Annotated in this window: 20 protein-coding genes and 1 pseudogene; 7 read left to right on the top strand and 14 right to left on the bottom strand. The window is 71.3% G+C overall.

Annotated elements, in window-relative coordinates; genetic code table 11:
* Positions 1-80: 80 nt before the first annotated feature.
* Positions 81-776: a nucleotidyltransferase domain-containing protein gene (locus F7R91_RS14285; RefSeq protein WP_150948352.1), complete on the bottom strand. Its 696-nt coding sequence runs from the start codon at positions 774-776 to the stop codon at positions 81-83.
* 151 nt (positions 777-927) lie between these two features.
* Here F7R91_RS14285 and F7R91_RS14280 point away from each other — a divergent pair, with 151 nt between their 5' ends.
* On the top strand, positions 928-2,004 hold the full coding sequence (locus F7R91_RS14280; RefSeq protein WP_150948350.1) for an LLM class flavin-dependent oxidoreductase: 1,077 nt from the start codon (positions 928-930) through the stop codon (positions 2,002-2,004).
* On the opposite strand, the gene F7R91_RS14275 is transcribed toward F7R91_RS14280, so the two are convergent.
* From F7R91_RS14275 to F7R91_RS14255, 5 genes are all read right to left on the bottom strand, one after another.
* A complete protein-coding gene (locus F7R91_RS14275) occupies positions 1,933-2,742 on the bottom strand; it encodes a lysophospholipid acyltransferase family protein (protein ID WP_150948347.1) in 810 nt (269 codons plus the stop codon). The genes F7R91_RS14280 and F7R91_RS14275 overlap by 72 nt on opposite strands.
* Positions 2,742-3,512 (bottom strand): GNAT family N-acetyltransferase, encoded by a 771-nt coding sequence (locus F7R91_RS14270; RefSeq protein WP_150948345.1) that lies wholly within the window; start codon positions 3,510-3,512, stop codon positions 2,742-2,744. Before F7R91_RS14270 ends, F7R91_RS14275 begins: the two co-directional genes overlap by 1 nt.
* A gap of 191 nt (positions 3,513-3,703) precedes the next feature.
* Positions 3,704-4,450 carry a succinate dehydrogenase/fumarate reductase iron-sulfur subunit gene (locus tag F7R91_RS14265; RefSeq protein ID WP_150948342.1) on the bottom strand — a complete coding sequence of 249 codons (747 nt, stop codon included), beginning with the start codon at positions 4,448-4,450 and terminating at the stop codon, positions 3,704-3,706.
* Positions 4,447-6,396 carry a fumarate reductase/succinate dehydrogenase flavoprotein subunit gene (locus F7R91_RS14260; protein ID WP_150948340.1) on the bottom strand — a complete coding sequence of 650 codons (1,950 nt, stop codon included), beginning with the start codon at positions 6,394-6,396 and terminating at the stop codon, positions 4,447-4,449. The genes F7R91_RS14265 and F7R91_RS14260 overlap by 4 nt, the downstream gene beginning before the upstream one ends.
* A gap of 1 nt (position 6,397) precedes the next feature.
* Positions 6,398-7,069 (bottom strand): succinate dehydrogenase, encoded by a 672-nt coding sequence (locus F7R91_RS14255; RefSeq protein ID WP_150948816.1) that lies wholly within the window; start codon positions 7,067-7,069, stop codon positions 6,398-6,400.
* A gap of 119 nt (positions 7,070-7,188) precedes the next feature.
* Between F7R91_RS14255 and F7R91_RS14250 the strand changes: the two genes are divergently transcribed.
* Positions 7,189-8,076 (top strand): LysR family transcriptional regulator, encoded by an 888-nt coding sequence (locus tag F7R91_RS14250; protein ID WP_150948337.1) that lies wholly within the window; start codon positions 7,189-7,191, stop codon positions 8,074-8,076.
* A gap of 102 nt (positions 8,077-8,178) precedes the next feature.
* Here F7R91_RS14250 and F7R91_RS14245 read toward each other — a convergent pair whose 3' ends face one another.
* From F7R91_RS14245 to F7R91_RS42695, 5 genes are all read right to left on the bottom strand, one after another.
* On the bottom strand, positions 8,179-8,556 hold the full coding sequence (locus tag F7R91_RS14245) for a nuclear transport factor 2 family protein (protein ID WP_150948334.1): 378 nt from the start codon (positions 8,554-8,556) through the stop codon (positions 8,179-8,181).
* Positions 8,553-10,688 carry a putative bifunctional diguanylate cyclase/phosphodiesterase gene (locus F7R91_RS14240; RefSeq protein WP_150948331.1) on the bottom strand — a complete coding sequence of 712 codons (2,136 nt, stop codon included), beginning with the start codon at positions 10,686-10,688 and terminating at the stop codon, positions 8,553-8,555. Before F7R91_RS14240 ends, F7R91_RS14245 begins: the two co-directional genes overlap by 4 nt.
* On the bottom strand, positions 10,685-11,497 hold the full coding sequence (locus F7R91_RS14235; protein ID WP_150948328.1) for an SAM-dependent methyltransferase: 813 nt from the start codon (positions 11,495-11,497) through the stop codon (positions 10,685-10,687). Before F7R91_RS14235 ends, F7R91_RS14240 begins: the two co-directional genes overlap by 4 nt.
* 246 nt (positions 11,498-11,743) lie before the next feature.
* Positions 11,744-12,706, bottom strand: coding sequence for an SCO0930 family lipoprotein (locus F7R91_RS14230; protein ID WP_150948325.1), 963 nt, complete (start codon positions 12,704-12,706; stop codon positions 11,744-11,746).
* Between the two features lie 392 nt (positions 12,707-13,098).
* Positions 13,099-13,383: a hypothetical protein gene (locus tag F7R91_RS42695; RefSeq protein WP_225320645.1), complete on the bottom strand. Its 285-nt coding sequence runs from the start codon at positions 13,381-13,383 to the stop codon at positions 13,099-13,101.
* A 52-nt stretch (positions 13,384-13,435) separates the two neighbouring features.
* On the opposite strand from F7R91_RS42695, the gene F7R91_RS43810 reads away from it, so the two are divergent.
* The 4 genes and pseudogenes from F7R91_RS43810 to F7R91_RS14210 all read left to right on the top strand — a co-directional run bounded on the left by F7R91_RS43810 (position 13,436) and on the right by F7R91_RS14210 (position 15,277).
* Positions 13,436-13,564: a hypothetical protein gene (locus F7R91_RS43810; RefSeq protein WP_269144747.1), complete on the top strand. Its 129-nt coding sequence runs from the start codon at positions 13,436-13,438 to the stop codon at positions 13,562-13,564.
* A gap of 25 nt (positions 13,565-13,589) precedes the next feature.
* Positions 13,590-14,354 (top strand): bestrophin-like domain, encoded by a 765-nt coding sequence (locus F7R91_RS14220; RefSeq protein WP_150948320.1) that lies wholly within the window; start codon positions 13,590-13,592, stop codon positions 14,352-14,354.
* Positions 14,355-14,391: 37 nt separating this feature from the next.
* Positions 14,392-14,505 (top strand): annotated as a pseudogene (locus F7R91_RS42690) (oxidoreductase); the annotation flags it as partial.
* Between the two features lie 238 nt (positions 14,506-14,743).
* On the top strand, positions 14,744-15,277 hold the full coding sequence (locus F7R91_RS14210; protein ID WP_150948317.1) for a hypothetical protein: 534 nt from the start codon (positions 14,744-14,746) through the stop codon (positions 15,275-15,277).
* Positions 15,278-15,368: 91 nt separating this feature from the next.
* On the opposite strand, the gene F7R91_RS14205 is transcribed toward F7R91_RS14210, so the two are convergent.
* Positions 15,369-15,950: a hypothetical protein gene (locus tag F7R91_RS14205; RefSeq protein ID WP_191971478.1), complete on the bottom strand. Its 582-nt coding sequence runs from the start codon at positions 15,948-15,950 to the stop codon at positions 15,369-15,371.
* A 329-nt stretch (positions 15,951-16,279) separates the two neighbouring features.
* Here F7R91_RS14205 and F7R91_RS14200 point away from each other — a divergent pair, with 329 nt between their 5' ends.
* Positions 16,280-16,951 carry a class F sortase gene (locus tag F7R91_RS14200; protein WP_150948312.1) on the top strand — a complete coding sequence of 224 codons (672 nt, stop codon included), beginning with the start codon at positions 16,280-16,282 and terminating at the stop codon, positions 16,949-16,951.
* A 30-nt stretch (positions 16,952-16,981) separates the two neighbouring features.
* Here the strand turns inward: F7R91_RS14200 and F7R91_RS14195 are convergent, their stop codons facing one another.
* Positions 16,982-17,818: a polysaccharide deacetylase family protein gene (locus F7R91_RS14195; protein WP_150948309.1), complete on the bottom strand. Its 837-nt coding sequence runs from the start codon at positions 17,816-17,818 to the stop codon at positions 16,982-16,984.
* 89 nt (positions 17,819-17,907) lie between these two features.
* The gene (gene lysX / locus F7R91_RS14190; RefSeq protein WP_150948306.1) at positions 17,908-21,195 is read right to left on the bottom strand and encodes a bifunctional lysylphosphatidylglycerol synthetase/lysine--tRNA ligase LysX; all 3,288 of its coding nucleotides are present in this window, start codon (positions 21,193-21,195) and stop codon (positions 17,908-17,910) included.
* Positions 21,196-21,267: the final 72 nt, after the last annotated feature.

The raw sequence follows: 21,267 nt of genomic DNA, 5'->3' as shown, positions 1-21,267 counted from the left end.
GGTGGTGCGGGACACCCCCCCACCCTCGGTGCTTGCGACCACCCCCCGTCGGGCGGACGACGGGAGTTCGACGACAGGACCTAGACGGGCGCCGGACGGTAGAAGTGCGCCCGCACCCGCCGCAGCCACGCCTCCACGGCCGCCTCGTCGGGCCGGTCCGGCAGTGCGGTGCGGCTGTCGTCGAAGGCGGATTCGTAGTGGCCGAGCACGGGCCCGGCGGCCGACGGGTCGGCGGCGACGCGTTCGCCGAAGGCGTGGTACTCCTCGGGGTTCTCCACGCGGAGGGTGATCCGGCCGGTGGTGTACAGCTCCAGACCCTGGTGGCACAGCCGCTTCAGATGCCGTGCGTGTTTCGCGGTGCGCTTGCGTGTGTCCGCGGAGAAGGAGCGGTCGCCGCGGGCCTCCAGCCGACGGAACTGCTGGGTGGCATAGCCGAGGTAGGCGTCCCGGACCCGCTTGGCGCACAGGAACGAGGTGCGGATGCCGATCAGCTCGTCGCCGAGCGGTGTGCGGACCTCGTACAGCTCGTCCGGCAGCCATACCAGCTCCATGGCGGTCGGGTTGCCGCCCAGGGCGAGGCGGCACCACTTCGCGGCCTCGTGCAGGGTGCGGTCCGGGGCCGTGGTGACATGGGACTCCTTCGGCGTGTGCAGGCCGAGGAGGCTCTCGGTGGGCGAGGCAAACAGACCGAGGCGGTCGATGTCGGAGCCCTCGTGGGCGAGCCCGTACGCGGTCGAACCGACGATTCCGGACAGCAGGACGTTCGGGACGGTCACGGTCGGCCGCCTTCCTCGGGCTGGGCGTGGTGGATGTGTGCGGCCGCCATGCGGGCTTGCTCCATTGTGGTGACCTGCGCGATCGCGGTCACCTGCTTTTCGGCGGGGGCGGCGCCGGGAATGCCTCGCCGGCCCAGGTGTTGAACCCGGTGTGAGTTCCGTGATTGCCGACGCCCGCTTCTCCGTCCTCGACCGTTCCCGCACCCGCGAGGGCCGTACGAACGCCGAGGCGCTGCGCGACACCGTGCGGCTGGCGCAGGAGCTGGAGGGGCTCGGCTACGACCGGTTCTGGGTGTCGGAGCACCACGGCGTTCCCGGCGTCGCCGGTTCCGCGCCGACCGTGCTGGCCGCCGCCGTGGCCGCCGCGACGCGGACGATCCGGGTCGGCACGGGCGGTGTCATGCTGCCCAACCACCAACCGCTGGTCGTGGCCGAGCAGTTCGGGGTGCTCGAGTCCCTCTTTCCCGGGCGGATCGACATGGGGCTCGGCCGTTCCGTCGGCTTCACCGACGGCGTGCGCAAGGCCCTCGGGCGCGACAGGGGCGACGCCGAGGACTTCGCCGCGCAACTCGACGAGCTGCTCGGCTGGTTCTCCGGCACATCCGGCACGGGCGTGCACGCACGGCCGGCCGAAGGTCTCGGCGTGCCGCCGTTCGTGCTGGCCGTCGGGGAGGGTGCCGCCGTCGCGGCCCGGGCGGGTCTGCCCATGGTCATCGGTGACCTCAGGAACCGCGGCAAGCTGCTGCGCGGCATCGAGCGCTACCGGGCGGACTTCCGGCCCTCCCCCTGGGCGCGGGAGCCGTACGTCGTCGTCTCCGGCACGGTCGCGGTGGCCGCGACGCCCGACGAGGCTCGGCGGCTGCTCGTCCCGGAGGCCTGGTCGATGGCGTACGCGCGCACGCACGGCACGTTCCCGCCGCTGCCGCCCGCCGAGCGCGTCGAGACGCTCACGATGAGCGGCAAGGAGCGCGGCTTCTACGAGTCCGGCCTCACCGGGCACATCGCCGGCACCGAGGAGCAGGTCGCCGACGAGCTGGAGAGGGTGCTGAAGGAGACGGGCGCGCAGGAGGTCCTGGTCACCACCAGCACATACGACCGTGACGCCCTGCTGGACTCCTACCGGCGCCTCGCCCGGGTGTGGTCACTGCCCGGAGTTCTACGGGCCGCAGATCCCCTCCCGGCCGTCGCCGCTGCCGGGGGTGACCGGCTGGGCCGCCCTGGCCAGTGAGCGGCGGTCGGGGTGTGTGCCCGGAGCGATCGCGCCCCGTACCTCGACCTCGGCCACCACCCCGCGGGCCGACGCCACCCGCCACAGCGAGGCGAGCAGTGTGTCCTCGCCGACGAAGGCGGGCGCGGTGGTGGCCGTTCCCCCGGCGATCCGGTAGCGCAGGCGCACCGGCTGGACCGGGACTCCCGCATCCAGCGCGGCCTGGAAGACGGCCCTGCGGAAGGTGCCCTGGGCGCGGCCGCACCAGGTGCTGCCCTCGGGGAAGACCGCGACCGCCTGTCCGTCGCGCAGTACCTGTGCGATTCGGGCGACCGTGTCCGGCAGTGCGCGCAGGCGGTCGCGGTCGATGAACAGGACACCACCACGGGCGGCGAGCGGCCCCGCCACGGGCCACTGCCGGATCTCGGTCTTGGCGAGCATCCGGGCGGGGCGTACGGCGGCCAGCAACGGGATGTCCAGCCATGAGATGTGGTTGGCGACCAGCAGCAGTCCGCCGGTGGGCGCGGCGCTCCCGGTGATGCGCACCCGCACCCCCGCGGCCCGCACGACGGCCCGGCTCCACTGCCGCACCAGGCCGGTGGGCAGGTGCCGGCCGAGCGGCGACAGGAGGACCCCGGCGAGCATGAGGAGGGTGACCGCCGCCAGCCGCAGCACGGCACGCGGTACGGCGGTGGCCGACCCCGTCGGCTCCACACACGCCCCGGGGGTGCAGGGCGCGGTGGGCAGCCAGACGCTCATCAGGCCGGGACGAGGGAGAGGAAGTGCCGCAGATAGCGCGGGTTGACCCGGCGCATCGACAGCAGGACGTACAGGTCCGCGACCCCGAAGTCCGGGTCGTGGGCGGGCTCCCCGCACACCCAGGCACCCAGGCGGAGGTAGCCGCGCAGCAGCGGGGGGAGTTCGGCCCGGGCCGGACGGGCCACGCCCTCCGCGCTCCAGGGCAGCAGCGGCCGTACGCGGTACTCCTCCGGAGCCAGGTTCCTGGCCCGCACCCGGTCCCAGGCGGCGGCCGCCAGGGCGCCGCCGTCGGCGAGCGGGACGGAGCAGCAGCCGGCGAGCCACTCGTGGCCGTGGTCGACCATGTAGCGGGCGATGCCGGCCCAGATGAGTCCGATGACGGCACCGTCGCGGTGGTCGGGGTGCACACAGGAGCGGCCGACCTCGACCAGGCCGGGCCGGATCCCGTCGAGCGCTCCGATGGCGAACTCGCCCTCGGAGTAGAGTCGTCCGGCGACCGCGGCCCGCTCGGGCGGCAGCAGCCGATAGGTGCCGACCACCTGCCCGGTGGCGGTGTCCCGGACGAGCAGGTGGTCGCAGTACGCGTCGAAGGCGTCGACGTCCAGCCCGGGCTGCGAGGTGGACAGCAGGGCGCCCATCTCCCCGGCGAACACCTCGTGCCGCAGCCGCTGCGCGGCACGCACATCGGCCTCGTCGCGGGCGAGGCCGACGGTGTAGCGGGAGGGGACCGCGGACTGGGGCGGGACGTCCAGGGCGGATACGGCGGTCATGGCTCTCTCCAGGTCACGGGCCGGTCAGGCCTGAGCGGGGAAGAACAGGCCGGTCGTGCGGCCTGCGCGTACCTGTTCTTCCGATGCCGTCTGGCCGGGGCGTGACCTGCAGCAGGAGCCGGGATGTGAGGTTGTTGAACGGCACGGTCACCTTCACACCGCGCCCCGAAGACGACCTCACCGCCCCCGCGCTACCGCTTCCCCTTCCGCACAGCCCGCAGCCACTCCCTGTTCATACCGGTGATCGACACAAGCGGAATCCCCTTCGGGCAGGCCGTCGCACACTCGCCCGTGAGCGTGCACCCCCCGAACCCCTCCTCGTCCATCTGCGCCACCATGTCCAGCACCCGCGTCTCCCGCTCGGGCGCCCCCTGCGGCAGCACGTTCAGATGGTTCACCTTGGCGGAAGTGAACAGCATCGCCGCCCCGTTCGGGCACGCGGCGACACACGCGCCGCACCCGATGCACTCCGCGTGTTCGAACGCGAAGTCTGCGTCCGGTTTCGGCACCGGCGCCGCATGTGCCTCCGGCGCGGCACCGGTCGGCGCGGTGATGTACCCGCCCGCCTGGATGATCCGGTCGAGCGCAGACCGGTCGACGACCAGGTCCTTGATCACCGGGAACGCCGACGCCCGCCACGGCTCGATGTCGATCGTGTCGCCGTCCGCGAAGGACCGCATGTGCAGCTGGCAGGTGGTGGTGCGCTCCGGCCCGTGGGCGTCGCCGTTGATCACGAGCGAACACGCGCCGCAGATGCCCTCGCGGCAGTCGTGGTCGAAGGCGACCGGGTCCTCGCCCTCGAGGATGAGCTCCTCGTTGAGGGTGTCGAGCATCTCCAGGAACGACATGTCGGAGGAGATCCCGTCCACCTCGTACGTGGACATGGCGCCTTCGGCGTCGGCGTTCTTCTGCCGCCAGACGCGCAGGGTGAGCTTCATGCATAGCTCCGCTGAGTGGGGTGGACGTACTCGAAGACCAGGTCTTCCTTGTGCAGGACGGGAGCCGTGCCGGTGCCGGTGAACTCCCAGGCGGCCGCGTAGGTGAACTCCTCGTCCCTGCGGGCGGCTTCACCGTCCGGCGTCTGCGACTCCTCGCGGAAGTGGCCGCCGCAGGACTCGGCGCGGTGCAGTGCGTCGAGGCAGATGAGCTCGGCGAGCTCCAGGTAGTCGACGATGCGGTTGGCCTTCTCCAGGGACTGGTTGAGTTCCTCGCCGGTGCCGGGAACCTTGATGCGGCGCCAGAACTCCTCACGGATCTGCGGGATGCGCTCCAGGGCCTTGCGCAGTCCGCTGTCGGTGCGGGCCATACCGCAGAACTCCCACATGAGTTCGCCGACTTCGCGGTGGAAGGAGTCGGGGGTGCGGTCGCCGTCGACGGACAGGAGCAGGTTCAGCCGGCCCTGGGTCTCGGCCAGCACCTCCTGCACGACCGGGTGTTCGTCGGTCACCTCGCCCTGGTGCGGGTTCCGGGCGAGGTAGTCGTTGATCGTCGCCGGCAGCACGAAGTAGCCGTCGGCCAGGCCCTGCATCAGGGCGGAGGCGCCGAGCCGGTTCGCGCCGTGGTCGGAGAAGTTGGCCTCGCCGATCGCGAACAGGCCGGGGACGGTGGTCTGGAGGTCGTAGTCGACCCACAGGCCGCCCATCGTGTAGTGCACGGCGGGGTAGATCCGCATCGGCACCTCGTACGGATCCTCGTCGGTGATCCGCTGGTACATGTCGAAGAGGTTGCCGTACTTGGCCTCGACGGCCTTGCGCCCCATGCGTTTGATGGCGTCGGCGAAGTCGAGGTACACGCCCTGCCCGCCGGGGCCCACGCCCCTGCCCTCGTCGCAGACGTTCTTGGCGGCGCGGGAGGCGATGTCACGCGGGACCAGGTTGCCGAAGGAGGGGTAGATGCGCTCCAGGTAGTAGTCGCGCTCGTCCTCGGGAATCTGGTGCGCGGGCCGCTGGTCGCCCTTCGCCTTGGGGACCCAGATCCGGCCGTCGTTGCGCAGCGACTCGCTCATCAGGGTGAGCTTGGACTGGTGGTCGCCGGTGCGCGGGATGCAGGTCGGATGGATCTGGGTGAAGCAGGGGTTCGCGAAGTGGGCGCCGCGCCGGTGCGCCCGCCACACGGCGGTGGCATTGGAGTTCATGGCGTTCGTCGACAGATAGAAGACGTTGCCGTAGCCGCCGCTGGCGAGGACGACGGCGTCCGCGAAGTAGGTGTCGATCCTGCCGGTGATGAGGTCCCGGGCCACGATCCCGCGCGCCCGTCCGTCGATGACGATCAGGTCGAGCATCTCGGTGCGGGGGTGCATCTCGACGTTCCCCGCGGCGATCTGCCTGCTGAGGGCCTGGTAGGCGCCGAGCAGCAGCTGCTGGCCCGTCTGGCCGCGGGCGTAGAAGGTGCGGGAGACCTGGACGCCGCCGAAGGAGCGGGTGTCGAGGAGGCCGCCGTACTCGCGGGCGAAGGGCACGCCCTGTGCCACGCACTGGTCGATGATCTCCACGGAGATCTGTGCCAGCCGGTGCACGTTCGACTCGCGGGCCCGGAAGTCTCCGCCCTTGACGGTGTCGTAGAACAGCCGGTGGACCGAGTCCCCGTCGTTGCGGTAGTTCTTCGCCGCGTTGATGCCGCCCTGCGCGGCGATCGAGTGGGCGCGGCGCGGGGAGTCCTGGTAGCAGAACTGGACGACGTGGTAGCCCTGTTCGGCGAGGGTGGCGCCGGCGGAGCCGCCCGCGAGGCCGGTTCCGACGACGATCACCGTGTGCTTGCGCCGGTTGGCCGGGTTGACCAGCTTGGCCTCGAAGCGGCGCTTGTCCCAGCGCTCGGCGACCGGGCCGGACGGCGCCTTGGTGTCGGTGGCCGGCTCGCCGGTCGTGTAGTCCGTGTAGGTAGTCATGTCAGCTCACCACTCCGGTCATGACGCCCACGGGTACGGCGATGAAACCGGCCGTGAGCAGCAGCGCAAGGACGTTGGCGACGGTCTTCAGGGCGCGGTCGCGGGTGCGGCTGCCGACGCCGAGGGTCTGGGCGGCGCTCCAGAAGCCGTGCCGGATGTGCAGGCCGAGGGCGAGCATCGCGGCGATGTAGATCACGTTGCCGTACCAGGTGGAGAAGGTGTCCACGACGTTCTGGTAGGGGTGGCCCTCCTGGAATCCGCCGGAGTGCACGGTGCCGGTGGTCAGGTCGAGGACGTGCCAAACGATGAACAGGCCGAGGATGATCCCGCCCCAGCGCATGGTGCGCGTCGCGTAGCTCGCCCGCGGCTTCTTGTGGACGTAGGTGCTGGGGCGCGCCTTGATGTCGCGCCGGCTGAGCTGGTACGCGGAGACGGCGTGCGCCACGACCGCGACGACCAGCACGATCCGGACCAGCCACAGCGTCCACTCGTAGTGCATGAACGGTTCGCCGACGGTGCGCAGCCAGTGCCCGTAATGGTTGAACTCGGCCGCCCCGAAGAAGATCTTCAAGTTGCCGATCACATGGGCGACCAGGTACAGCAGCATGACGATGCCGCTGACCGCCATCACGGTCTTCTTGCCGACCGTGCTGTCCCACACGGTGCGCGCCATGGACGGCCGTCGGTCCGTCCGCGTTGCCAGAGCCATGGGATACGAAGCTAGGGCCGTCCGGCCCATCGGTCCAAGACATGGTCCGGCTCGTTTCCATAGGGAAAAGCTATGCTGAAGGCGTGCAGTTCCAGCAGCTCCAGTACTTCGTGGCCGTCGCCGAGACCCGGCACTTCACCCGGGCCGCCGAGCAGGTGCATGTGGCACAGCCTTCGCTTTCGCAACAGATCAAGGCGCTGGAGCGGGAGCTCGGCGCCGACCTGTTCCTGCGGGCCCGGGGCAACATCACGCTCACCGACGCGGGCGCGGCACTCCTTCCGCTGGCCCGGCGGATCCTCGCCGACGCGGACACGGCCCGCTACGAGGTGCAGGAGCTGGTGCAGTTGCGCAGCGGCCGGGTGCGGCTCGGCGCGACCCCGAGCCTGTGCACCGGCCTGCTGCCGGATGTGCTGCGCGCGTTCCACGACCGCTATCCCGGCATCCGGCTGCTGATCGAGGAAGGGGGTTCGCACGATCTCGTACGCGAACTCGCGCGCGGCGCGCTGGACCTCGCGCTGGTCGTTCTTCCGCTGCCGACGCCGTCCCCCGCCCTCACCACGATCGAGCTGCTGCGCGAGGACCTGGTCGTGGTGTCATCGCCCGAGGCGCCCGCGCCCGGCGGCCCGGGCCGCCGCACCGTCCGCATCCCCGACCTGGAGGGCGAACGTCTTGTGATGTTCCGGCACGGCTACGACCTGCGGGAACTGACCGTGGCCGCGTGCCGTGCCGAGGGCTTCGAGCCGGACTTCGCGGTCGAGGGCGGAGAGATGGACGCGGTGCTTGGGTTCGTGCGGGCGGGGCTGGGCCTGGCCGTCGTACCCCGCATGGTGGCCGCGCGGTCGGGGCGCGGGCTGCGGGTGACGCCGCTGGCGCGGCCGGGGCTGCATCGGACGATCGCGCTCGCCCACCGCAGTGATGTGGCTCCGCCTCGGGCGGCTCGGGAGCTTCAGCGGATGTTGCTCGAGAGATGAGGTGGGTGGCCTTCGGGAGCGGGCACCGCGCGAACAGCTCAGGTCGTCCGGGGCTGGGCGCCGCCACGCGGCGGAGCCGCACCATGTTTCAGCCCCGCGCCCCTAAAGGGCGCTCGGTGGCACCGGCGTTGCCTGGTGGTAGTACATGCGCCAGCCGGTGTCCTCGCTCTGTTTGCGCCACAGCGAGCTGCGGCGGGCCCGGTTGCCCTCGAAGACGGTCTCGTACGTCAGGTGCGCCAGGCCCGGGGCCAGCAGGACGCCCGTGATCTGCGACGGCTCATGGCGGGGGCCGTCCGCCGCGCTGCCCGGGTGGTCGGGCAACCCGGCCACCATCTCCTCGTACGTGTAGCGCCGGCCCGAGGCGCCGACCTCCACGAACTCCGGGTCGAGCAGGCGGGCGGCCTCGGCCGAGGACCGCACGGCGGGGTCCATCAGGCTCAGTTCGCCCGCGATCGCCTCGTACACCTCGTCCGGGCTCATGCCGTCGCGTCCACCAGGGCGAGCTCGTGCAGCCGGTCCGGTGGGCCCGGGCGGGCGTAGTACCAGCCCTGAGCCGTGTCGCAGCCCAGTATCCGCAGCTGATCGGCCTGTGCTCCGGTTTCCACGCCCTCCACGGTCACCGCGAGGTCCAGGCTGTGGGCGAGCGAGACGATCCCTTCGACGATCTTGAGGTCGACGGGGTCGGCCGGGAACTGCTGCATGCTCTGGGTGAAGGAGCGGTCCAGCTTGAGGATGCTCACCGGCAGGCGGCGCAGATTGGCGAGGTTGGAGTAGCCGGTGCCGAAGTCGTCGAGGGCGATGTCGACGCCCATCTCGGCCAGCCGGCGCAGCGGTTTGAGCAGATCGTCGTCCGCGCCGATGAGCGCCGACTCGGTGACCTCCAGGCAGAGGGCGTCGGGTGCGACACCCGCGCGCTCCAGGATGTCGACGGTGTCCTGGACCAGTCCGGGGTGTGTGAGCTGGCAGGGCGAGAGGTTGACATTGATCCGGAGGGGGCCGGCGTCGTCGCCGCGTTCTCGCCATTCACGCGCCTGGCGGACCGACTGCTCCAGGACCCAGCGGCCCAGGGGCACGATCAGTCCGGTGTGTTCGGCGAGCGGGATGAACCGGTCGGGTCCGAGGACTCCGTGCTGCGGGTGCAGCCAGCGCACCAGGGCCTCCGCGCCGCGCACACTGCCGTCGCCGAGGTGGACCAGCGGCTGGTACTCGATGAAGAACTCGCCCCGGTCCAGCGCCGTCGGCAGCGCCGTGGTCAGCCCGTGCCGGGTGATCATGCGGGCGTCGGCCTCCGGATCGGCGAGCTCGAACCGGTTGCCGCCCGCCGACTTGGCCCGGTACATGGTGATGTCGGCGCTGCGCAGCACCTCGGCCGGGCTGCGTTCACCGGCCGCGCCCTCGACGATGCCGATGCTGCCGCGTACGGTCAGCTCCCGGCCGTCGACGCTGACCGGTGCGATCAGGGCGTTCATGATGCGGGTGGCCAGATGGTCGACCTCGCGCTCGGTGTCGGGGCCCGTGGTCAGCGCCACGAACTCGTCGCCGCCGAGGCGGGCGACCATCTCGCCGGGTGCGGTCGCGCAGGACTGCAGCCGGTCGGCGACCTCGACGAGGAGCCGGTCCCCGGCCGCGTGCCCGAGACTGTCGTTGACGGTCTTGAAGCCGTCGAGGTCGAGGTAGCACAGTCCGAACCGCTGGCCCTCCCCGGCGCCCAGGGCCTTCTCCAGGCGTTCGAAGAAGAAGGTGCGGTTGGGCAGGCCCGTGAGCGCGTCGTGCGTGGCCTCGTAGCGCAGCCGGAGGTTGAGCAGCCGCCGTTCGGTGGTGTCCTCCATGAGGGCGAGCTGGTACTGCGGTACACCGTCCGCGTCACGCAGCAGCGAGACCGTCAGGTTGGTCCACAGAACCGTTCCGTCAGGGCGGTAGAAGGCCTTCTCGACGTGGTAGTGCTCGCGGTCGCCGCGGACGAGTTCGTCGTACAGCTTCCAGGTCTGGGGCGCGTCGTCGGGGTGGGTCCACTCCATGACGTTACGGCCGCGCATGTTCTGCTCGGAGATGCCGAACATCCGCAGCAGAGCGCCGTTAACCTGGAGGATGTTCCCGTCGAGGTCCGCGATCCCGATCCCTATGGCCGCGCCCTCGAAGACGGCCCGGAAGCGGGCCTCGGTCGCGTGCAGCGCCTGTGCCACCACACCCTGGGCCCGCAGCGCCGCCTGGGCGATGGCCTCCTGCTCGGCCAGCGTCCGCCGGCGCAGCGCTCCGGCAAACCCGGCGGCCATGGCGTGCTGGAGCCGTGAGGAACGCGCCCGCAGGTCCTCCTGATAGCCGTCCTCGCCGCAGTAGAGCACGAGGTAGGCGTCCACGCAGTCGAGCGTGCGGCTGAGCGCCTCCGGGTCGGTGCAGTGGGCGGCGACCAGGGCGGCGCCCACCGCCCTGCCCTCGTCCGCGTCGAAGGTCCTGGCCCGCAGCGCCTTGCTCAGCCGCCGGGCCAGCGGGAGCAGTTGTTCCTCGAACTCCGCCCGGGTCGCGGACGTGGAGGTGACCGGGAACACCGCCCGGCTCCAGATCGTCGCGAACCGGCGGAGTCTGTCCTCCGGGCCGTCCGGTTCGGCGCTCACGCGGTGCGCCCCACGCCGGCGAATCCGGAGAACGCCCAGGGATCCTCGTCCTCGGGCGCCGTGTCCGGCCGCCAGTGCGGCATCGGCACCAGTCCCGGTTCCACCATGTCGTACCCCTCGAAGAACCGCGCGATGTCGTCACGCGAGCGCATGATCAACGGGTTGCGGATGTCCTTGTACACGTCGACCGCGCCCCCGGCGCGCTCCGGAGGCAGCGGGATTCCCTCGTACGAGGCATGCGTGAGGACGAGCAGGCTGCCGGGCGGGAGTGCCTCGCGCAGTTCGGCCACCGCTCCGTAGGGGTCGTCCACGTCTTCCACGAAGTGCAGTATGGCAACGAGAAGCAGCGCGACCGGCCGGTTCAGGTCGATCAGTCGCTGCACTTCCGGGCTCGTGAGGATCTCCTGGGGCTTGCGGAGGTCCGCCGCGACGACGCCGGCGTCCTCGTTGCCCGCCAGGACCGCGTGGCTGTGCGCGACCGCCACCGGGTCGTGGTCGACGTACACGACTCGCGCTCCGGGGCTGGCGGTCTGGGCGACCTCGTGGACGTTGCCGAAGGTCGGGATGCCGGAGCCTATGTCCAGGAACTGGGTGATGCCCTCGTCGACGGCGAGGCGCACCGCACGGCGCATGAACGCCCGGTTCGCCTGCATGATCTTGGGGAGCCCCGGCATGAACTCCATGGCCCTGCGGGCCGCGTCCCGGTCGACCTCGAAGTTGTGCGAACCGCCCAGGTAGTAGTCGTAGATACGCGACACGCTCGGCACCGAGATGTCAATGCTCCGTGGGGCCCAGGCGGGACGCTCCATGTATCTCTCCAAGGCGTAGGCGATCCGGTGTTCGAGCAGAGGCTACTGATCGCCCGCCAAACGGGCGAGCTGAAACGGAAATTGACCGTCCGTTCCCGGTCACTGCCTGCGGCACGTGCCGCTCGGACGCAGCCCCGAACTGGTCGAACACGACAAAGCGGTCCGCCCCCTCCGTGCGGCGCGGAGGGGGCGGACCGGCAGGCCGGGCGGCCCAGGGCGGGGCGATCAGCCCTGGGGAGGCGATCTCTACTCCTTGGGCGCTCCGACCGGCTTTCCGTCGGGGGCGACGACGTACCAGGTGCCGCCGACTCCCTGACCGTTGGTGTCACCGGGCTCCTTGTCGCCGGCGAAGGTGTAGATCGGCCAGCAGTTGACGGTCTGCTGCTTGACGCCGTCGGGCCGGGTGAAGCTCATCAGGCCCTTCTTCTGGATGCCCTCGGTGTCGTTGTTCGCCACGGGCGCCACGGCCGGCCACTTCTCCAGGCAGGCGCCCGTGCAGTTGGAGACCGGTTCGGGCCAGGCCTCGTCCTTCAGGAAGCGGTAGACCGTCATTCCGTTCTTGTCGACGACGATCTCGCCGAGCTTGGGGTCCTTGCGCGTGGACAGGCCCGGCAGGTCGCTCAGGGTGGCCTTCTTGCCGTCGGGGGCCAGGGCGAACCACTTGCCGCCCACGTTCTGGCCGTTGATGTCCCCGGCGGCGGCGTCCTTCGCGTAGCGGTACGCGGGCCAGCCGCCGATGGTCAGCTGCTTGCTGCCGTCGGCCCGGGTGACCTCGCCGAGCAGCGCCTTGTCGATGCCCTTGCCGGCCGACGCATCGTCCGCGGGCACCGGCGGCCAGGCCGTGGCGCAGTCGCCGTCGCAGTTCGACTTCGGCGGTTCGGCGGTGTCCTCGTCGAAGCGGTACAGCGTCATCCCGGCGCTGTCCGTGACCAGCTCGCCCAGTTCCGGGTTGGCGGACACCGCCAGCTTGCCCGCGGACGCGGACTCCCCGGCCTCCGCAGCTTCGCCGTTCGAGTCGGATCCATATCCGTTGCCGGCGCCGGCGCCGAGGCCCGTGCCGGCGGTGCTGTAGTCACCGGCCGCGGCCGTGGCGCCCACGTTCTGGCTGCTCGCCGACGGGGTGCCGCTTTCCTGGCCGCACGCCGTCGTCAGCGCCAGCACTGCCGCAGCACTCGCCACGAGCGAGGCGCTCCGCCAGGAGGTCTTCATCGTCAACTCCCTATATTCCCAAGGGTGTTGCAGCGAGCGCCCTGCTGCGCCGCCGCACGACCATGGGTACGCACGGGAGCACCGGTTGTGTTCAACCGGGGCACAAATATCTTTCGGAAACCTCAGACACCGTGCGCATCGGGCCGCACACCCGTACGCCCGCTCGGACACGCGCGCGCCCACCGATCCCCGTCTCCGGTCCCGGCCATCCCCCGTTCGGGGCAATCCCGGAGACGACCGGGCGTGCCGTGCGCACCAGAGCTCATGATCTTCGTCGTGCATCGACGCGAACCGACCCAATCCGCCCTCGCCGTCAGGGTGTTGGCGCTGGTGACGCTCACCTGGCTCCTCGTCGGAGCGCCGGCCGGGCCGGCGGTGGCGGACGCCTGCGCCTACGCCTCGACCGGCCCGGGCGGCACCGAGGCGGTGGCGGTCGCCGGGAGCCCGCCCTGGCCCGTTCCCCCGTCGTGTCCGCCGCCCACGCCGGCACCGACTCCGACGCCCCCACCGCCCGAGCCCACGCCCAGTCCCACCCCCGAGCCCACTGCGACGGTGACTCCGCCGAAGCCCAGCCCGACTCCCAGGCCCACACCGAGGCCCGAGCCGCCTCCCCCGCCGGCCCCGCGGCCCGCGGCACCCCGCCCGAGCCCCGTTCCGCCCCCGGAACCCACTCCCACGCCCCGACCGAAGCCCTCGGCCACTCCCACTCCGCGCCCGTCCGCGACCCCCGTGAGCTATCCGCGCCACCGCGCCCGGCCGCCCAGACGGACCACCCATGGCGCCACGTCGCCGGTCACCTACGTCCTGCTCATCACCGCGCCCGCGGTGGTCGCCGTCGCCGCACTGCGCCCGCGCTGATCAGTTCGATTACTGGAGGCAACTCTTGCCGGAATGGCTTGTTCTCATCGTCGCGATGCTGGCCGCCTGCGTCGTCGTGGTCATCGTCACCCTCGTACGGGACCGCACGGCGGCCGACGACGAGGATCCCAGCGAGACCCCGGACGTCATCGAGTACATGACGATGTGGATCGGCGTGGTGTACGCCATCGTCCTGGGCCTGGCCATCGCGGGTGTCTGGGAGGCCCGCAGCACCGCCCAGGACCACGTCCAGTCGGAGGCCGCCGCGCTGCACGAGATCTCGGAACGGGTACGGGTCTACCCCGCCGACGTCCGTGACCGTATTCGGGCGGATGTCAACGCCTATGTCGGACACGTCGTCACCACCGAGTGGAAGGCGATGGCCGACGAGGGTCAGGTCACCGGCCGCGGCACCGAACTCCTCGACCGCGTCCGCGCGGACGTCACCGACTACCGGCCGAGGAACGACTTCGAGGCCCAGGCCTACCAGCCCCTCATCGACCAGGTGACCGCGGCGGACCAGGCACGTGCCGCACGCGCGGGCTCGACCGGGGCGACCATGCCGGGCGTGGTGTGGTTCGGACTGATCGGCGGGGCCGTGGTCACCGTCGGCATGGTGTTCGCGCTGCAGATCCGGCGCACGGCACGCGAACTGATCCTCGCCGGGCTGTTCTCCGCGCTGATCGCCTTCCTGCTCTTCCTCATCTGGGACTTCGACGCGCCCTACAGCCGGGGCATCGCCGCATCCGCGGAACCGTTCCTGTCCCTGTTTCCGCACATCGATTCCTGATGCCGTGTGTCAGGGTGCGAGCGGTGGACCCCGTGTGCAGCTCGCGGTCCGCGCCCTCTGCGAAGGCTTGCGCCAGGAGGCCGGTGATTCTTTGCGGGTGACCACCGTCTCGCCCGGCGCGGTCGGGACCGGCTTCGCCGAGGCATCAAGTGAACGAGATCGTGGTCCGGCCCACCGCCCAGAACCGACCCCACGTTCGTGGCTGCGTCGACGCCGGCGCCCGGATCGCGGCCGCCGTCGTCCCCTGAGCGGCCCACACGCTTGCCCCATTCGCGCGACAGCGATCGCGCGCACGCACACGCGTTCCTAGCGTTTCGAACATCGAGGTGCATTTATGGCGCAAGCGGAAAAGTTCCGCGGCTGCTCCTCGGGGACCCGGAGGAACCACCATGCGCGCGATACGCGTTGCTTCGGCCGCACTGCTGGGCGTCTGCGCCCTGACCTCCTGCGCGGCCGCCGTCGCGGACGACGACCACTACGTCATGTCCACCGGCTACAGCGTCATGCCCTCCACCGTCGCCGCGGGCGGGCAGGTCACGCTCCGGGTGGACCGCAGCGCCAGCGGCTGCACAAGATCCGTGACCGTCTCCTCGGCGGTCTTCGGCACGGTCTTCATTCCCCAGGGCTCGACCTCGACGACGGCCCAGATCGACTGGAACGCCGTGCCGGGCATGTCCTACCGGGTGACGTTCAGCTGCGGCGGAGTGAGCGCGATCAAGAACCTCACCATCGCCGGCGGCCACCCGGTCAACCCCGCACCGCAGCCGCCGTACTACTACCGGGGTGTCCACGCCGGCGAAGGCGGCAGCAGCCTCGCCGGTCTCGACCTCAAGGAGATCGGTCTGGGCGCCGCGCTCGTCGCCGCCTCGATCGGGGCGGCGTACCGCCTCTCGCGCCACCGCTCGGGCGAGGAGAGCGCCTGACCGCACTCCCCGTCCACACAGGTCTTCGCCCCGGAACCCCCAAGGGTCCGGGGCGAAGACCTGTACTACGTGCGGTCCGGGGAAGAAGCGGTCAGGTCCGCTTCTCGCCGCGGCGGCGCATCCAGAACAGCCCGCCGCCGATGGCCGCGGCGGCCACGAGACCGCTGCCGATGGCCATGTCGGTGGGGGTGGCCCCGGTGGAGCTGCTGCCGCCGAGACCGCCGCGCACACCGCCGATGACGGTGAAGGCCGCGTCACGGGTCAGCGGGGAACGGCCGGTGCAGTTGGCCGTGATGCTGTGCGGCCCGGGGGCGGCCGAGTTGCTGACGGTCGCCGTTCCGCTCGACGTCCCGCTGGTGCCGTGGACCGGGGACAGATGCACCGGCGCGGTGAACGCCGGGGAGGTGGCGGTGCCGCCGCGCGGGCATCCGTCGACCGTGACCGTCAGCTGCCCGCCCCGCGCGATCACGCTGGGGAGGGCGACGATGTTGCTGGCGCTGTCGACGAAGCCGTTGCCGCCGCTGTGGCCCATGCCACCGCCGTCACCGCCGCTGCTCGCGACACCGCTGCCGCCGCTGCTGCCCATGCCGTCCCATGCGATGGCCGCCGGGGCGGCGAGACCGAGGGCGGCGACCGCGGCGACCGAAACCACCAGGGCACGTGTAGTACGCATGTGATCCTCCGCTGGAGGCGCCCCGGGACCCGTCCCCGGTCGATCGGCGAGAAAACGCCTCCCAGAAAGACCCTCAGTTGCCTTGCGCACGACCGCATTTCGGCAATGGTCCGTCCTGGTGAGGGGACACGCCGGAAGAAATCCGGTAATCGGATATCACCGCAGGTCACGGACCGTCAGAAAATTCCTGATCATGGCGACTCGGATGGCGCACCGAAAGAGGCGCTGGCCACCCGTTCGCCGCTGAGCCGTCGCCGGTTTCACCCTCCGCACTTAGCGTGCTCCTATGCGCGAATGACGTGGCGACGGCCGCGTCGAGAGGGGAACGAATGTCTGCGTCCGAACTGGCCGGACTGGCCGAAGAGGAGGAGCAGCCGAAGAAGCGTGCCCCCTGGGGCGTGATAGCGCTTGTTCTGCTGACCGGCCTCGCGCTCATTCGGAATGGTTCGGGAGAGTTCGACGTGGGGCCGCCGCAGCCCGCGTCCGCGGCCGCGGCGGACAGCCGCACCCCGGGCGGCACCCCCCTGAACGGCCCGGCGCCACTGCCGTACGCCGTGCCCGACCGGGTGCGGATCCCGTCGATCCGGGTCGACGCGCCACTGCTGTCCGTCGGCCTGGACGCGGACGGCTGGGTCGCCGCGCCGCCGCCGGAGGACCCGAATCTGGCGGGCTGGTTCACCGGCGCCGTCTCCCCCGGCGAGAAGGGCACGGCGGTCGTCGTCGGCCATGTCGACAACACACAGGGCCCCGCCGTGTTCTATGGACTCGGGGCCCTGAAGAAGGGAAATCGCGTCGAGATCCCGCGCAAGGACGGGAAGACGGCCGTATTCGAGATCTACGGCATCGAGGTGTTCGCGAAGAACAACTTCCCCGGCGACAGGGTCTACGGCTCCAAGGGGTCCGCCGAATTGCGGGTCATCACCTGCGGCGGCGGTTTCTCCAAACAGAACGGGTACGACGGGAACGTCGTCGCTTTCGCCCGCCTGGCCGAGGTCCGCTGAGCGTGCCCCGGCCGGGCGGGCGAAAGCCCGTCACATGAGGCGCCGCCGGGGAACGGAGACGTGGTAGCCGGAATCCAGCAGCTGCGGCAGATAGCGGCGCAGGGCCCCGACACTCTGGGAGCGGTCGCCCCCGGCGTCGTGCGAGAGCACCACGACGCCGGGGGCGGCCCCCTTCTCGATCCGGCCCACGATGGTGCGGGTGCCAGGGGTGGTCCAGTCGCGGGAGTCGACCGTCCAGGCCAGCGGTTCCATCCCGAGCTCCGCACCGATCTGGAACACCGCGCGGTTCCAGGCCCCGTAGGGTGCGCGGAACCACTGGGGCCGCTCCCCGTAGGCGTCCTCGATGACCTCGCTGGTCCGGGTCATCTGGGAGCGGATCTGCGCTCGGCTGAGCCGGGTCAGCAGCGGGTGGGACCAGGTGTGGTTGCCCACGACATGTCCCTCGTCGGCCATCCGGGCCAGCAGGTCCTTGTTGCGGACGGCCATCTCCCCGCACACGAAGAACATCGCGCGGACGTCGTAGTGCGCGAGGGTGTCGAGGACCTGCGGGGTGTAGCGGGGGTCGGGTCCGTCGTCGAAGGTCAGCACCATGGTGCGGCCGCGCCCGGGCACCCGGAGGATCGGTGCGCGCCGTACGAGGGTCCGGGCGGGCGCGGTTCTCGGGGGGCCGTACCCGGTCAGGGGCTGGAGGCGGTAGGCGGAGGGCCTGAGCGCGCGTCGCGCCTGGGCGCCCGCGGCGGGGACGGCGGGCCGGGCCGGCGTCTCTCCCCCGCTCGTCACCAGGACACCGGCCGTACCGGCCGCGCCCAGCACGGCGGCGCCGGTGATCAACGCCCGGCGCCGGTTGAGCAACTGATCCTTCTGCATGACTCATCAGTCGCCCGGCTGGGGTCCGACGCACCCCAGCAACACCGGTGCGGCGGCACGAATCCACCCGGACGGCCCAGTGCACCGGGTCAGCGGCGGCGCACGAGCGGGAACGGCAGCGTCTCACGGATCGTCAGTCCGGTGAGGAACATGACCAGTCGGTCGACGCCTATGCCGAGCCCTCCGGTGGGCGGCATGGCGTATTCGAGGGCGTCGAGGAAGTCCTCGTCCAGTTCCATCGCCTCGGGGTCTCCGCCGGCGGCGAGCAGGGACTGGGCGGTGAGGCGGCGGCGCTGTTCGACGGGGTCGGTCAGTTCGGAGTAGGCGGTGCCCAGTTCGGTGCCGAAGGCGACGAGGTCCCAGCGCTCGGCGAGCCGCGGGTCCGTGCGGTGCTGCCGGGTGAGCGGGGAGACGTCGGTGGGGAAGTCCTTGTAGAAGGTCGGCAGCTGGGTCCGCTCCTCGACGAGCCGTTCGTACATCTCCAGGACGATGTCACCGGGGCCGTCGTCCGCGACGTACGGGACTCCGGCGCGGTCGCACAGCCCGACCAGCGTCTCGCGGTCGGTGCCGGGGCCGATCTCCTCCCCCAGCGCATCGGAGATCGCGCCGTGGACGGTCTTGACCGGCCAGTGCCCGGAGATGTCGTACTCCTTTCCGTCCTTGTGCGCGACCGGTGAACCGAAGGCAGCGGTGGCGGCGCCCTGGATCAGCTCGCGGACGAGGTCGAGCATCACGTCGTAGTCGGCATGCGCCTGGTAGGCCTCCAGCATCGTGAACTCGGGGTTGTGCTTGTAGGAGACGCCCTCGTTGCGGAAGGTGCGGCCCAGCTCGAAGACCTTCTCCATACCGCCGACGCACAGCCGCTTCAGATACAGCTCGGGGGCGATGCGCAGATACAGGTCGAGGTCGTAGGCGTTGATGTGGGTGGTGAAGGGGCGGGCGTTGGCGCCGCCGTGGATCTGCTGCAGCATCGGCGTCTCGACCTCGAGGTAGCCGCGCTCCAGGAGGCCCTGGCGCAGCGCCTGTACGGCGGTGGAGCGGGCGCGGATCACCTCGCGGGCATCGCCGCTGGAGACGAGGTCGAGATAGCGCATGCGGACCTTGGCCTCGGGGTCGGCCAGGCCCCTGCGTTTGTCGGGCAGGGGACGCAGGCATTTGGCGATGAGCTGCCAGGAGGTGACGAAGACGGTCGGTTCGCCCCGGTCGCTGGTGCCGGCGCGGCCAACGGCCATGATGTGGTCGCCGATGTCGGTGTCCGCGGTGAAGCGGTCGAGGGCCGGGCCGGAGTCCTCGCGGGTGAGGGCGAGTTGGCAGTCCGCGGACCAGTCGCGCAGCACCGCGAAGACGAGGCCGCCGAAGTCGCGTACCAGCATGATCCGGCCGGCGACGGCGACCTGCCCGCCCGCCGGAACGCCGGGGATCTCGGCGAGGGTGTGGGTGCGGGGCGGCACGCCGACCGGATACGGGTCGGTGCCGTCGGCACGCAACCGGTCGAGCTTGCGGTGCCGGATGCGGACCTGCTCGGGCAGGCCCGCATCCGGCTTGCCGGCCCCGGCCTCGTCCCCTCCTTCGAGGCCGAGTTCCGACAGCGACGGCAGCCCTTCGGTCGTGGCGGGCCGCGGCGCTCCGTTCGGGTGCCCCTTTCCGAGGAGTTTGCGCAGCGACGGTACGGAGACGAAGCCCTCGGCGATTCCGGAGGCGAGGCCGATGCGGGCGAGGGACACGGTGTCGCCGTAACAGATGAAGCGCGGGTACCACTCCGGGTGGTACTTGGCGTTGGAGCGGTACAGCGCCTCCAGCTGCCACCACCGGGAGAAGAACAAGAGCATGCGCCGCCACAGTCGCAGCACCGGTCCGGCGCCGATGCGGGCGCCCTCCTCGAAGACCGAGCGGAAGACGGCGAAGTTGAGGGAGATCCGGCACACGCCCAGTTTGGGGGCGGCGGCGCACAGTTCGGCGACCATGAACTCCATCACGCCGTTGGGCGCTCCGCGGTCACGGCGCATCAGATCGAGGGAGACACCGTCGCGTCCCCAGGGCACGAAGGAGAGCAGGGCGAGGAGTCTGCCGTCCTCGCTCAGGGCCTCCACGAGGAGACAGTCGCCGTCGGCGCGGTCGCCGAGCCGGTCGAGGGCCATGGAGAAGCCGCGTTCGGTCTCGGTGTCGCGCCAGGCGTCGGCCCTGGCGACGATCTTCTCCATCTCCTCGTCGGTGAGGGTCGAGTGGCGGCGGACGCGGCAGGTGGCGCCGGTGCGCTGGACACGGCGTACGGCCTGGCGGGTCACGCGCATCTCGCGGCCGCCCAGGTCGAAGCCGGCGACCTGCAGGATCGCCTCGTCGCCGAACTGGAGCGCGCCGAGTCCGGCGCGGGCGAAGGCTTTGGCGCCGTCCTCGGAGGCGCCCATCGCGGCGGGTGCCCAGGCATGGTGGCGGGCCACGTCCAGCCAGGCGGCGATCGCGTGCGGCCAGGCCTCGCGGTCGCCCACGGGGTCACCGCTGGCGAGGCACACTCCGGCCTCGACGCGGTAGGTGACGGCGGCCTTGCCGCTGGGCGAGAAGACGACGGCCTTGTCGCGGCGGGTGGCGAAGTAGCCGAGCGAGTCCTGCTCGCCGTAGGCCTTCAGGAGGCCGCGGATGCGGGCTTCCTCGTCCCCGTGCAGGGCCGCCTCCAGACGCTGGGAGCGGAAGAGCGTCGCGGCGGCGTTCAGCAGGGCGAGTGCGCCGAACAGGCCGAGCAGGAAGAACAGGGCGCGGGGCGGGCGGCCGTCGAAGGAGCTGTTGGAGACCAGACCGCCGCAGACCCGGTTGGCGGCCCACGGCAGCCGCTGGCTGCTCGGCAGTGTGCCGGGGAACAGGTCCACCAGGCCCCAGCCCACGAGGATCGCCACGGCGAGCCCGGCGACCAGGACGAGGAGCGCCCGTCGTACGGCGGCGTGGCGCGAGGCGGCGTAGAACTCCCCGCGGCCGGCGATCAGCAGGACCAGCGCGAGGCCGCACACGACGAGCGAGGGGATCGACATGGCGTACAGGCCCGCCGCCAGGCCGGCGAGGTCGGACAGCACGACCAGGCCCAGGTAGACGACCACCAGCCACCAGGCGATCTTCTTGCGGGCGGCGGTGGCGGCGGCGAGCAGCAACAGGAAGACGGCGTACGCGAGGTTGGCGCTGACCGGGACGATCAGCAGGTCCAGGGTGCGCACGACGGGGCGCAGCAGACGGCGCAGCGGCGGGATCAGGGCGAGCAGCGCGCAGAGCAGTGCGAGCGCGCCGAAGAAGGTCGCGAAGACCTCCGGCACCCTGCTCAGCAAGCCGCTCCCGCGCGGCCGTATCGGGCCCGTGGTGTCCTTCGCCGGGGCGGCCGCCACGGTGGCACTCATGTTCCGACTGTAGGAACACCCCGGCCGCCTCGCCCGTCGAGGGCTCCCGCCCGGCGGCGGGCTCCGCGGTCT

It is taken from the genome of Streptomyces luteolifulvus (assembly GCF_008806595.1).
GTDB lineage: Bacteria > Actinomycetota > Actinomycetes > Streptomycetales > Streptomycetaceae > Streptomyces > Streptomyces luteolifulvus.
Note: the sequence above shows the minus strand (reverse complement) of the source record. Positions and strands in the feature narration are given on the sequence as shown.